General features: G+C 41.8%; 11 protein-coding genes. 9 read left to right on the top strand and 2 right to left on the bottom strand.

From position 1 onward, the window contains the following. Nucleotides 1-50: 50 nt before the first annotated feature. The 4 genes from V7077_RS09850 to V7077_RS09835 are packed head-to-tail and all read left to right on the top strand — an operon-like array spanning nt 51 to nt 3,686. Nucleotides 51-386 (top strand): hypothetical protein, encoded by a 336-nt coding sequence (locus tag V7077_RS09850; RefSeq protein ID WP_335500900.1) that lies wholly within the window; start codon nt 51-53, stop codon nt 384-386. A 49-nt stretch (nt 387-435) separates the two neighbouring features. Beyond that, nucleotides 436-1,464 carry a nuclease-related domain-containing protein gene (locus tag V7077_RS09845; protein WP_335500898.1) on the top strand — a complete coding sequence of 343 codons (1,029 nt, stop codon included), beginning with the start codon at nt 436-438 and terminating at the stop codon, nt 1,462-1,464. A gap of 6 nt (nt 1,465-1,470) precedes the next feature. Further along, on the top strand, nt 1,471-2,958 hold the full coding sequence (locus V7077_RS09840; protein ID WP_335500896.1) for a DEAD/DEAH box helicase: 1,488 nt from the start codon (nt 1,471-1,473) through the stop codon (nt 2,956-2,958). Between the two features lie 11 nt (nt 2,959-2,969). Beyond that, nucleotides 2,970-3,686: a ComF family protein gene (locus tag V7077_RS09835; protein WP_335500893.1), complete on the top strand. Its 717-nt coding sequence runs from the start codon at nt 2,970-2,972 to the stop codon at nt 3,684-3,686. Between the two features lie 26 nt (nt 3,687-3,712). On the opposite strand, the gene V7077_RS09830 is transcribed toward V7077_RS09835, so the two are convergent. Further along, entirely contained in the window at nt 3,713-4,210 is a 498-nt protein-coding gene (locus tag V7077_RS09830) for a spore coat protein (RefSeq protein ID WP_335500890.1), read from the bottom strand. A 274-nt stretch (nt 4,211-4,484) separates the two neighbouring features. On the opposite strand from V7077_RS09830, the gene hpf reads away from it, so the two are divergent. Together hpf and V7077_RS09820 are read left to right on the top strand one after the other, a co-directional pair. Next, nucleotides 4,485-5,033, top strand: a complete 549-nt coding sequence (gene hpf / locus V7077_RS09825) for a ribosome hibernation-promoting factor, HPF/YfiA family (RefSeq protein WP_335500888.1) — start codon at nt 4,485-4,487, stop codon at nt 5,031-5,033. A 73-nt stretch (nt 5,034-5,106) separates the two neighbouring features. Beyond that, complete coding sequence (locus V7077_RS09820) at nt 5,107-5,949, top strand: DUF1028 domain-containing protein (RefSeq protein WP_335500887.1); 843 nt, start codon at nt 5,107-5,109, stop codon at nt 5,947-5,949. Nucleotides 5,950-6,476: 527 nt separating this feature from the next. Here V7077_RS09820 and secA read toward each other — a convergent pair. Next, a complete protein-coding gene (gene secA / locus V7077_RS09815; RefSeq protein WP_335500885.1) occupies nt 6,477-8,987 on the bottom strand; it encodes a preprotein translocase subunit SecA in 2,511 nt (836 codons plus the stop codon). A 524-nt stretch (nt 8,988-9,511) separates the two neighbouring features. Here secA and V7077_RS09810 point away from each other — a divergent pair. Genes V7077_RS09810 through V7077_RS09800 form a run of 3 tightly spaced genes read left to right on the top strand, consistent with a single transcriptional unit; the run spans nt 9,512 to nt 12,851 of the window. Continuing rightward, nucleotides 9,512-10,918 carry a NapC/NirT family cytochrome c gene (locus V7077_RS09810; protein WP_335500883.1) on the top strand — a complete coding sequence of 469 codons (1,407 nt, stop codon included), beginning with the start codon at nt 9,512-9,514 and terminating at the stop codon, nt 10,916-10,918. A 30-nt stretch (nt 10,919-10,948) separates the two neighbouring features. Beyond that, nucleotides 10,949-12,109: a NapC/NirT family cytochrome c gene (locus tag V7077_RS09805; RefSeq protein WP_335500881.1), complete on the top strand. Its 1,161-nt coding sequence runs from the start codon at nt 10,949-10,951 to the stop codon at nt 12,107-12,109. Between the two features lie 34 nt (nt 12,110-12,143). Then, nucleotides 12,144-12,851 (top strand): tetratricopeptide repeat protein, encoded by a 708-nt coding sequence (locus tag V7077_RS09800; protein WP_335500879.1) that lies wholly within the window; start codon nt 12,144-12,146, stop codon nt 12,849-12,851. The last annotated feature ends 8 nt before the right edge of the window (nt 12,852-12,859 follow it).

Here is a 12,859-nt window from a genome sequence, read left to right as displayed (position 1 = left end):
ATTTTAAAAATAGGTAATTGAAAAGAAGGGTTTACGGAAATAATGGAGATTTGTACGGAAAAAAGAGAGAAGTGTACGGAATTATAAAGAAAGTACACGGAAATAAATCGGAAACACGCAGAAATCCGTACCAAGTATGCGGAAATCCAGCTGGAGGGCAACGAGGTAACCGAGCTATTTTAAAAATGGTAATTGAAAAAGATGAGGTTTACGGAAATAATGGGGATTTGCACAGAAAAAGGGGAGAAGTGTACGGAATTATTAAAGAAGTGCGCGGAAATAAATCCAAAACCCACGGAATCTCAGACCAAATCCCCGGGAATCGCAACATGAGACACTCGATCACAGAGGAGGGAACCCTTAAAAAATTTTTCAAAAACAAGTAGGAATCTATCAAATTATGTAGAATTATAAAGAAAAAAGGAGTGATGTATATTGGTTATAAAAGAACTAACACTTCCTCAAAGACTTACACTAACCGTAACCCTAAAAAAATATCTAAATCGGAACCATCCAATGTATCCAGTAATAGAGAAAGACCTAGCCAAAAGATGGGCAGGCTACTGGGGCGAATGGGCGTTAGCGAACTACATGAATGAACTGCCGCAAGAAAAGTACCAAATCCTCCACGACCTTCAACTAAAACTCCACGATATCTATTTTCAAATTGATACCTTGCTATTCTCTCAAACCCATATCCTGATCATCGAAGCCAAAAGTATCATCGGAACATTGTATTTTGATAATGTCTTTAACCAGCTCATCCGAAAAAACCCGGACGGAACAGAAGAATCCTTTGAGGACCCTCGAATCCAATGCCGGAGACTGCAATCCCTTCTTAAAAGATGGCTAACACTTCATCATCTCCATTCCCTCCCAATCGATTACCTTATTTTTTTCAAAAGCACCAACAAAACCATATTAAAAACCAGCGGTACCGAAACAGACCTTACAAGAATTTGTAAAGGAAGAGACCTTTTTAGTAAAATTGAAGAATCCGAAAAACAATTCCAACAAGTTAAAATCCAAGCCTCAAAAAGAAATGAAATTGCCCAATTCCTGTTAAGCCAACATACCCCAAGACAAATAGATATTTTACAAGAGTATGGTCTCACCGTGGCAGACTTGCTCCAAGGTGTTCCATGCCCAAATTGTACCCACCTTCCAATGGATTACCAAACAGGGAAATGGATCTGTCCGAAATGCAGCTCAAGCTCCAAAGAAGCCCATATCGAAGCACTCATTGATTATTTCCTCTTGATTAAACCATCCATCACAAACCGTGAATGCCAGACTATTTTTCAACTCCCAACCCCGGACATCTCAAGAAATATATTACTCTCCCTTAACCTTCCAACATCAGGTCATACCAAAAAACGCTTGTATCATCAATGGCAGGACAATAAAGTTTACGCAATGGCAGCAGACAAAATCATCGCCCAACATCAAATTAATAGAAGGTGACTACACATGCGGTTTTTCCAAAAAGACAACCTACTAATTCCAAGCAAAGCAAAAGAGGATACCCTGCCCATCACACAAATCCCAACTATTCCAAACCCACCGATTAACCACGCATTCACTTACAATCCAGAACTGCAACAGTGGCTTACCGGTAAACAGCTCCTTCTCGATGACCTCCTATTCCCGCTCACTGACATTCAATCACATTATCAACATGGATACCTTACCTACCGAAAAGGAATCGAAAAGAACGGTAAACAATCAATCTGTGCCCGCTGTGGCAACAAGGACCCGCAATGGTTTGCCGCCTTTCCATGTGCTAGATGCAAAGAGACCTGTCTATATTGCCGCAACTGTCTGATGATGGGGAGAATCAGCGAATGCACACCGCTCATTGGCTGGAACGGCCCGGCCCCTGATTTTCAGCTCCCAGCCCAAATCATGGCCTGGCAAGGAACACTTTCTGAGGGGCAGAAAACAGCATCCGACCATGTTGTTGAGGCTATCCGTCAAAACCAAGAGCATCTCATCTGGGCCGTCTGCGGGGCAGGCAAAACCGAGGTCCTGTTTGCTGGAATCGAATCCGCACTAGCTGCGAAAAAAAGAATCTGTATTGCCACGCCAAGAACGGATGTCGTCTTAGAATTAACCCCTAGATTAAAAGCGGCTTTTCCCGATATCCCCGTTGCCTCTCTATACGGCGGGAGTGAGGACCGCCATCTTTATGCCCCCCTAACCATCGCGACCACCCATCAGCTCCTTCGTTTTTACCATGCCTTTGATGCCCTTATATTAGATGAAGTCGATGCTTTTCCGTATACAGTGGAAGATTCGCTTAAGTACGCTGCTGTTCAGGCCCGGAAACCAACTTCCGCGATGATTTACCTTACCGCGACTCCTAATTCCAAATGGCAAAGAGAATGCCGGACAGGCAAAAGGGCGTATACGACCATTCCGGCCCGATTTCACCGTAAACCGCTCCCTGTCCCGGAATTCATTTGGTGCGGCAACTGGCAAAAACAGCTTGAGAAAGGGAAGCTGCCACCCAATGTAGTTAAGTGGATCAAAACCAGAATCCTAGCAGAAAAACAAACTTTAGTCTTTTTTCCACATATCCCGTTGATGGAAAAAGCACTGGCCATCTTACGGAAAATTCATCCTGCAATCGAAGCGGTCCATGCCGAAGACCTGGACCGAAAAGGGAAGGTGCAAAAAATGCGCAACAAAGAAGTTCTAATGCTCCTCACCACCACCATCCTTGAGCGAGGGGTTACTTTTCCCAATATCGATGTAGCCGTAGTGGGAGCGGAGGATTCTATTTTCACCGAAAGTGCCCTCGTTCAAATTGCCGGCCGCGCAGGGCGAAGCAAGGATCAACCAACTGGAATTGTCACCTTTTTTCATTATGGAAAAACCGAAGACATGCTAAAAGCGAAAAGACAGATTATTACGATGAACCGAGAAGGGCGTAACAAAGGATTACTTGATAAATAGGGGGCTGTAAAATGAAGCTATTCCAGCAAGACCGTTGTCTGTATTGCCATAAAGAGATTACCCCACTTGTGAGTTGGGAAACACTCCTCTCGCCAGAAAAGGAACCCCTTCTATGCCCGACTTGTCAAGGCAGGCTGGAGAACATTACAGGGGAAACCTGCCGGATTTGCAGTCGGCCATTCCACCATTTAAATGAACAATTCCGTGACGGGGACTTGTGCCATGATTGCACACGCTGGGAGGAGGATCCTGACTGGCAGGGCTTTCTTGAAAAGAATCACTCACTTTATCTATACAACGATTTTTTAAAAGACTTGATTGCCATGTACAAATTTCGTGGTGATTATGTATTAGCCAAGATCTTTGCGGAACTTTTTAAAAAAGAAATTACTAAAATGACCCCAGATTTACTTGTTCCTATTCCGTTAAGTGAAGAGCGGCTGTATGAACGAGGCTTTAATCAGGCAACGGCAGTCCTAACCTTTGCAGGCTTTCAATCAGATGATATCCTTACACGAATCCATTCTGAAAAACAATCGAAAAAATCAAGGGAGGAGCGGATCCATATCCAGCAGGTCTTTAAAGTCGAGCCTGATGGTGAAATATATGGAAAAAGGGTTTTATTAATCGATGATATTTACACAACCGGCTCGACGCTAAGACATGCAGCAAAATTACTAAAAGAGGCGGGGGCCGCGAGCGTCCAATCATTGACGATCGCAAGATAGACTCCGGGCCTAGCGCCGTTTTGAAATCAGAAACGCATCTTAAGTGCCTTTTGGGCATTCTCAATATCATGACCGAGAAGAAGACCTAAATCATAGGAAGGATAGTAGCCATGTTTGTGCATATAGTTATAGACTCTCTCGTGACCTTGAATCGCTCCCATCAGCTGATTCGTAAAAGTTCTTCGTAAAGCGGGGGTGGCTGTTTCCGTAATCGCAACAGAAAGATTTCGCACCATTGTTTTTGAAAGTGCCAATAGATCACCGGCAAAGAAGCCTATATCTTCGCGGACTTCTTCATCTTCACGGGCTTGATAGCCTTGAGCGGAAGGATAATATTTCAGTAATTCGTTAAGGTTTTTTTCAAGATCCTGAATACATAAACGGTATAATTCTTTAAGATTGGAGTCAGTCACTTTATTGATCGACATTTTCAGTTTCATTAATCCTAAGGATTGAAAGGCTACCATCTCATGTAATTCCAGGGTCTCGTGCCAGGCCAGCTTTTTCCTATTTTCCTGTTCCATAACTCGTATCCTCCATTCATGTTCACATCAATGTAACGTATTCCCTAGGCTTATTAGTGGCAAATTGTCCTCCGAAATAATAAAATAAATATATGAATAACCATTCATTTTAGTAAAAATATCCCAGTAAAGTCAACGGTTGTTATCCCTATAGGCACTATTTCCCTATTGTTTTTGTCAAAAATTCGACAAAATTATTGTACTGTTTTAGCAGGAATCTCATAGGGTAAAATAGAATTGTATTTACATAGCCTTAACAAAAGGAGGAGTCCACATGAAATACAACGTACGTGGCGAAAACATTGAGGTTACTCCAGCAATTAGAGAGTATGTTGAAAAGAAAATTTCTAAATTAGAGCGTTATTTTACTGAGGCACCTGATGCAAAGGTAAACGTGAATCTTAGATTCAATCAAGATAAATCTTCAAAAGTAGAGGTCACTATTCCACTACCGCAATTAGTATTACGCGCTGAAGAAACAAACGTTGATATGTATGCAGCGATTGACTTGATTACTGACAAACTTGAGCGTCAAATCCGCAAGCACAAAACAAAAGTAAACCGTAAATTCCGTGAAAAAGGGGAACCTTCATTCACTTTTGTAACAACTGAAAGCCCTGAAGTTCACGATTATGATGAAGAAGATTTAGAATTAGTCCGTACTAAACGTTTTGATTTAAAACCAATGGACAGCGAAGAAGCGATTCTGCAAATGAACATGCTGGGTCACAGCTTCTATGTATTCACCAATTCTGATACTAATCGCACAAATGTTGTTTATAAGCGTAAAGATGGCCGTTATGGCTTAATTGAAGCACAGTAAACTTGATAACAGGAACGCTGCTCCTTTTTTGGAGCAGTGTTTTTTTATAAAACCGCAATGTGGAGGTTACGTCATGACATTTTCAATCGTTGGCTATGACCCAATTGAAAAAGAATGGGGAATTGCAGTACAGTCTAAGTTTTTAGGGGTAGGTTCAGTCGTTCCTTGGGCAAAAGCAGGTGTCGGTGCGGTTGCCACACAGTCATATGCCAATACGTCATATGGTCCAAAAGGACTTGAATTAATGGCTCAGGGAAAAACAGCGCAAGAGGTGCTTGAGCTATTAATTGCCGACGACCCTGAGCGAGAGATGCGCCAGTTCGGCATAATTGATGCGGCTGGAAACGCGGCCAGCTTTACTGGTAAGGAATGCTATGATTGGGCAGGCGGGCTCACAGGGGCCCATTTTGCCGCACAAGGAAATATTTTAGTGGACGAAAAGACTGTGAAGGCGATGGCGCGTGTGTTTGAAGAGACCGAAGGAACACTGGCAGCAAGATTGCTTGCGGCATTGGATGCGGGCCAAGAAGCCGGCGGGGACAGCAGAGGCATGCAGTCGGCTGCGCTATTCGTGGTAAAGGAAGCTGGCGGATACGGCGGCTTTAATGACCGCTATGTGGACCTCCGCGTGGATGACCATCGAGCCCCCATTAAGGAATTAATCCGCCTTTATCAGCTTCAGCAATTATATTTTGCTCCATCTAAACCAGAGAGGATTGTTACGGTGGAAGGGAAGGTAAAAGCAGAGTTAATGGTACAGTTGGAAAGATGGGGATATTTAACTGGTGATATTGTTGGGATAGAGGAAGTTTATCGTGCGCTAACCAACTTTATTCATACAGAAAACTTTGAAATGAGAGTACAGCAAACAGGATTAATCGATTTAGAGATCTTAGAATTTATGAAAAGGAACTAAAAAAAGAGTTGTCCCCATGTGGATAACTCTTTTTTTGTGTAATTATCCACAATTTTCTGAAAGTTATGCACACTAATCACAGGTGTTATATTAAAATTTGTGTATAAAGTCGATTGTTTATCCTGAGAGAAGGGGAATTCTATGGAAATTTCTCATATAGAACAAAGTTTAGGATTTCATTTGTTTATTGTCTAAAAGGATTAAGCCTATTAGACAAAATCGCTTAGTTTTTATAAAAAACTGTTCAATATAGAGCCCCTATAAGACAAAACTCTTGTGATTTATGACAAATTGTCCAATAGAGGCACTCTAATAGACAGAAACCTCGTGTTGCCATAGAATTTTGTCCAATAGATGCGCAGCTATCGGACAAAACTCTCGAGAATTCTAGAAAACTGTCCAATAGATGCATTCATTAAAAACCGGATAAAAAAATGGCCAGCGAAAAATCGCTGACCGAAAATACAAAATCTTTAAGAATTATCCAGCTCCAATGCCCTAGCAGCTAGTGTGCTGTCCTCTTTTTATTATTTCCCAGCCCCACAGCAGTTTTTATACTTCTTACCACTGCCGCAGATACATGGAGCATTACGGCCGACATCCAGCTGCTTCACTTTTGGCTTCTGCTTGACTGGTTCGCCGTCTTCCTTCGGATTCACCGCTTGGCCTTTCGCCACCTCTTGACGCTCAAGATTATTGCGAATTTCTGCCTTCATGATATACATGGCGGTTTCATCCTCGATGGATTGAATCATCGCCTCAAACATTGCGAACCCTTCATGCTGATATTCACGAAGCGGATCGATTTGTCCATAAGCGCGCAAGTGGATTCCTTGACGAAGCTGATCCATGGCATCAATATGGTCTGTCCACTTAGAGTCAACCGCTCTTAATGTGACAACCTTCTCGAATTCACGCATCTGCTCAGGGAACAGAATTTGTTCTTTCTCCTCGTAGCGCTCCTTGACTTTTGCAAAAATCGCCTCAACGATTTCTTCCGGCTCTTTGCCTTTTAAATCATCTACCGTGATATCACCTTCATGAAGAAGGGTGGCCTGAACATATTCGACAATCGCTTGCAGATCCCATGCTTCCTCATCCTCATGACGAGGGGCATGAACATCGACATTCCGCTCAATCGAGTTTAGAATCATCTTCTGAACGATGTCGCGCAGGTTTTCAGATTCCAATACCTCATCACGCTGAGAGTAAATAATCTCACGCTGCTGACGGAGGACATCGTCATATTGCAAGAGCTGTTTACGGGCATCAAAGTTATTGCCCTCCACTCGTTTTTGCGCCGATTCAACGGCACGGGAAACCATTTTACTCTGGATTGGCTGGCTGTCGTCCATACCAAGTCTTTGCATCATCGCTTTCATATTGTCAGAACCAAAGCGGCGCATCAATTCATCTTCCATCGACAAATAGAACTGGGTAACACCAGGATCCCCTTGACGTCCAGAGCGTCCACGAAGCTGGTTATCAATCCGTCGGCTTTCATGACGCTCGGTGCCAATTACCGCGAGACCGCCTAGTTCGATTACGCCCTCACCAAGCTTAATGTCTGTACCACGACCAGCCATGTTCGTCGCAATCGTAACCGAACCCTGATGACCTGCTTCAGCAATGATTTCCGCTTCCCGTTCATGGTTTTTCGCATTCAAGACATTATGTTGAATCCGTTTTTTAGATAAATAATTGGAAATTAATTCGGATGTCTCAATCGCGACCGTACCAACAAGAACTGGTTGTCCCTTTTGATGGCGTTCCGCAATATCTTCCACTACTGCACGGAATTTTCCGTCCATCGTTGCGTAAATTAAATCCGCACGGTCATCACGGGCAATGGGTCTATTTGTTGGAATGACTATAACATTCATATTATAGATATTCCGGAATTCCTCTTCTTCCGTTTTCGCTGTACCGGTCATACCGGCTAATTTTTCATACATACGGAAGTAGTTTTGGAACGTAATCGTTGCCATGGTCATGCTTTCATTTTGAACTTCAAGACCTTCTTTTGCTTCAATGGCCTGGTGCAGACCCTCGCTATAACGGCGGCCCTTCATCAAACGGCCAGTAAATTGGTCAACAATGACAATCTCGCCGTCTTGAACGACATAATCGATATCCAGGTGCATGCTGACATTGGCTTTTAATGCCTGGTTAATATGATGGTTTAAGGTAACATGGGCCATGTCAAAGAGGTTTTCAATTCCGAATGCTTTTTCAGCTTTACTAATTCCTTCTTCGGTGAGCATGACGCCCTTTGTTTTCTCGTCATAGGTGTAATCTACTTCTTTAGTCAGCGTCCGTACAAACGCATTTGCTTGGATATAAAGCACAGCTGATTTCTGGGCTGAACCAGAGATAATCAATGGTGTACGGGCTTCGTCAATTAAGATGGAGTCAACCTCGTCAATGACCGCATAAAAAAGCGGGCGCTGAACTTTTTGCTCTTTATAAAGGACCATATTGTCACGAAGGTAGTCGAAACCAAATTCGTTGTTTGTTCCATACGTAATATCTGCAGCATAGGCAGCCTGCTTTTCTTCACTATCCATACTGTTTAGGTTTAAACCTACAGTGAGTCCTAAAAATTCATACAATTGACCCATTTCAGTGGCGTCACGGCTTGCCAAGTATTCGTTAACGGTGACAACGTGAACACCCTTACCAGAAAGGGCATTTAAGTAAACCGGCATCGTCGCTGTTAATGTTTTACCTTCCCCGGTCTTCATTTCTGAAATGTTACCTTCATGCAGAGAAATACCACCCATTAATTGGACGTGGTATGGATATAATCCAAGCACACGGCGGGCACCTTCACGGACAACGGCAAATGCTTCCACGAGCAAATCATCAAGTGTCTCGCCTTTTTGATAGCGTGCTTTAAACTCTTCTGTTCTTTCGCGAAGCTGATCATCTGTTAATCTTTCGGTTTCGGCTGCAAGCTCATCAATCTTGGCTGCAAGCTTGTCTAACCGCTTCAACTCGCGTTTGTTCAAATCAAATACTTTATTTAAAATCCCCATACCTGATGAACGCTCCTTTATCTGAGACTAATTCACATTAAATATCCATGTCAAAAATGTTCGATAATTTCCCTTTTCATCTTACCATTTACTTTTTATAGTGACAACAATGTTAAAAACAGAGTAAAAAGGGTGATTCTACTATTATATAGTAACTACTCATCGAACTACCACTAAAGCGCAAACAAAAATTCGATTTTTCGACAATATTGACAGACTTAAGGCACTTTTGTGATCTAGGAGACCATGTCATTTTTAAATGAATAATAAATGTATAAAATATAAATTATCTGTATAAAAATTAGTGATTTCAGATGTTTGCACTATCGTAGTAGTGCTAACCAAACCCCTTGAAAACAACATTTATATGTTGTTATTGATTGAAACTCAGCACGAGAAAAGTATGAAGAAATATTCACAAATTGTACATTGGAATATACTCTTACAATGTTAGATACTACCTTTAGAGAGGTTAATATGGAAAATAAATAGAGAAAAAGTCCGAAATGGGAAGGGTGAGTTAAGTGGCCATTTGGGGGAAAAAGAAAAATAAAGAAACAGATCCCGATACTAGAGAAAATAGAAAAAAGGTTGGCCCAATCCGCAGACTCTGGCAAAAGTTCAGAGCCATTGACTGGAAGAACCCAGTTAATAGATGGAAGTTATTATTTGTTTCATTAATTGGCTGTATTGTTTTATTTGGCGGGGGTTATGGAGTTCTTTCCTTTACCAACTCGCCGTCCTTCTGTTCCAGCTGCCATGAAATGCAGCCGGAATATACGTCTTATACAGCAAGTGCCCACAACCAGATTTCCTGTGTTCAGTGTCATATTAAGCCAGGTACGGTAAATATGCTGACACACAAAATGAAGTCGTTGAAAGAAGTGTACTACCACGTTACAGGAGTACCAGAACAGATTGTTCAAACAGAAGAAGAAGCAGTTTCAAGTCAGAACTGTTTACAATGTCACTCGAAAAACCGGCTGGTTACAGCCTCAGGTGATTTAAAGGTAAACCACAAAGGACATATTGAACAAGGGATCCCTTGTATTACCTGTCACTCAGGTGTTGTTCACGCAAAAATGGCTTCTCGCGGTATTAATACAGAAGAGGTTCGCGGTGATTGGACAAAGGCCAGTGCTGAAAAGTTAATGGAAGAAAAATACTTGAGACCGAACATGGGTACCTGTATTGACTGTCACGACAAAGTAAATAATGGCGAAAAGCCTTGGTTAGAAGCTTCTTACAACGTTCCACCGAACCCTGAAGAAGCAGCGAAGAAACTAGAAGAAAGCAAAAAAGAAACAACTAGTGAAACAACCACAACTGCTGCTGCAACTGAAAGTGAAAATACAGCCACAACAAGTGAATCAGAAGCTGCAACGCTTGCAGCACATGATCAAAAAACACAAGATATCATTCTACAAGCAATAGGTAAGCAGCAGAAAGACGTAAAGCTTTCCATGGCCTGTGAAACTTGTCATAAAAAGGTGAAGGTGCCAAAGAGCCATAAAGTCGAAGGGTGGAGTGGAGCCCACGGCAGCACGGCCATTCAAAGCTTAGACAAGTGTGTAAACTGTCACCAAGATTCTAAATGGGCCAGAGCTATTCCAAAAGAAGATATTATCTCTCTCCTTAAGATGAAGACGAAAACACACTATGTACCAAACCTAACAGTTGTAAAAGAACAAACAAGAATCAATAAGTTCTGTAGTGCATGTCATGCGGACCGTCCATCAGGACACGGGAAAAGTGATGCATGGTTAACAGGACACGCGAAGAAGGCCTTAACAGCAGATCAAAAAGCAGAATGCTTTGTCTGCCACGACCGGGAAAAACCAGTGGCAGGTTCAACAACTCCAAAAGCACCAACAGATGTTTATTGCCAATACTGTCACAGAACTGGCTTTAAGTCTGATGTGAAGGACTAAGTAAACTAAACTGAATGGAGGGTCGCTTTTATGGAGGAAGAACACAAACAAGAGACGCCGGCCCCTCCAAAATTTCGCTATAAATTAATCAAAATAGCAACGTTAACTCTGTTGTTTCTAGTCCTTTTGTCCTTTGCGGGGTTCTTTGGACTAGAAACAACCTCAAGCTCAAAGGTTTGCACATCCTGCCATGAGATGAAACCAGAGTACTATACGTGGAAAGCCTCTACGCACAGCGAGGTTGCTTGTACCAGCTGTCATAAGGATGCAGTGTACAAGGATTTAGCGAAAGATAAGGCCCAAGAATTAGTGGCTCAATTAAAAAAACAATCTGAGGGTACTTCAGCAGCACCGATACGTATGCCAAATGAAATACCGAATAGTGCATGTGAATCTTGTCACAATGTTTTTACAAGAGAAGTAACTCCTTCAGGGGATATCATTATTCCCCACGACAAACATGAAAATAAAGGTGTCGAGTGTGTGCAATGTCATAGTGGGGTTGCACATGGAAAAGTAGCTGATCGAAAAATGACCTACACAACCGACTTGGATAAATGGGATAGTCAAGTTGGAACAGCGGCAATGTCAGACATTAAGTTTATCCGGCCCGATATGGATACATGTATTGAATGCCATAAGGCACGGAAAGTGACAACCGAATGCAGTGCCTGTCATAAAACGGGAATGGTTCCAAAAAGTCATAAGAAAGCAAACTTTGCAACCAAAACACATGGACTACAAGCTGCAACTAACTTACAAAAGTGCAATCAATGCCATAAGGATATGTCAACAGTCCCAATTGAGGGATACGAGGATGTTCCAGCAGTAACGAAGTATCTTCATAAGGATACCGGCACCATTCAAAAGAAGAACCAATACGATTATGCGAAGGATAATACCTTCTGTAAAGATTGCCACAGCAAGCGACCTGCCAGTCATTCAAGCAGTTGGATGAAGGACCATGGCAATGAAGCTTCAAAAAATAAGCAAGAATGTTTAGCGTGCCATAATTACCAACAAGCAGGTGGAGTTAGTACAACAATGGTTGCTTGTTCATCTTGTCATCCCGCTTTACACAAGGGATTTGATAAAGAAAGACATCCAATACCACTAGCAGAAAAGCAAAGTGTTACCGAAAAATGTTATACCTGTCATGTAAAAAATAAATGCATAGCCTGTCATAAATAATAAGCGAATACATTGCTAGATTAGGAGGGTTCGTATGGAAGCTCAAGAACATCCACTCAGTCAAGAACAAGAGACACGTACCAAACAGGAACCTGATAAGAAAAAAAAGAAGTCAAAAAATGAAAGATTTAAATGGTGGCAAACTCTTCTCTTATTAACACTAACTTTAGTTATTTCAGTTGGAGCAGGATATTATGTGAGCAGTAAATATTTGTGGTCAAGTTACGATCAAGACCAACTTAAGCAGCAATTACAAAGCGCAAAAGATACTGTTGATCAAAAGCCTAATGACCCCAAATCCTACGTAAGCCTGGGTTATGCTTATTTCTTAAATGGGGACAATGATGAAGCCATTACCCAATACAAGATAGCGCTGGATTTAGATAAAAATGATTTTGATGCTTACTTCAATCTTGGACTTGTCTATAACAAAGAAAATAGACTTAATGACTCAGTGAAAATGGCGCAAAAGGCAACAGAGATCTCACCAAAAGACTACAAAGGATTTTTGTTAAAAGGAATGTCTTACCGTCAACTCAAGATGTATAGCGACTCCATTGAGGCATTAAATGAAGCAAATAAGTTAATGCCAGGAAATACAGATATACTTTATGAAATTGGTCGTGTTGCGGAAGACCAAGGTGATAAAAAGAATGCGGAAGAAATCTACAAAGACGCACTAAATTACGACCCTATGTACAAACCAGCCTTAGAAGGGCTCAAGAGAATCGGCAAAAAATAGCTAACAAG

It is taken from the genome of Neobacillus vireti, from assembly GCF_036962465.1.
In the GTDB taxonomy this organism is placed as follows: Bacteria; Bacillota; Bacilli; order Bacillales; family Cytobacillaceae; genus Neobacillus; species Neobacillus vireti_B.
The sequence above is the reverse complement of the archived record's forward strand: the minus strand, read 5'-3'. Positions and strand labels throughout refer to the sequence as shown.

Coding starts and splice junctions, on each gene's coding strand:
- secA (WP_335500885.1), bottom strand. CDS start 8,987: ATGGGGATTTTAAATAAAGTATTTGATTTGAACAAACGCGAGTTGAAG.
- V7077_RS09830 (WP_335500890.1), bottom strand. CDS start 4,210: ATGGAACAGGAAAATAGGAAAAAGCTGGCCTGGCACGAGACCCTGGAA.
- V7077_RS09835 (WP_335500893.1), top strand. CDS start 2,970: ATGAAGCTATTCCAGCAAGACCGTTGTCTGTATTGCCATAAAGAGATT.
- hpf (WP_335500888.1), top strand. CDS start 4,485: ATGAAATACAACGTACGTGGCGAAAACATTGAGGTTACTCCAGCAATT.
- V7077_RS09820 (WP_335500887.1), top strand. CDS start 5,107: ATGACATTTTCAATCGTTGGCTATGACCCAATTGAAAAAGAATGGGGA.
- V7077_RS09805 (WP_335500881.1), top strand. CDS start 10,949: ATGGAGGAAGAACACAAACAAGAGACGCCGGCCCCTCCAAAATTTCGC.
- V7077_RS09800 (WP_335500879.1), top strand. CDS start 12,144: ATGGAAGCTCAAGAACATCCACTCAGTCAAGAACAAGAGACACGTACC.
- V7077_RS09840 (WP_335500896.1), top strand. CDS start 1,471: ATGCGGTTTTTCCAAAAAGACAACCTACTAATTCCAAGCAAAGCAAAA.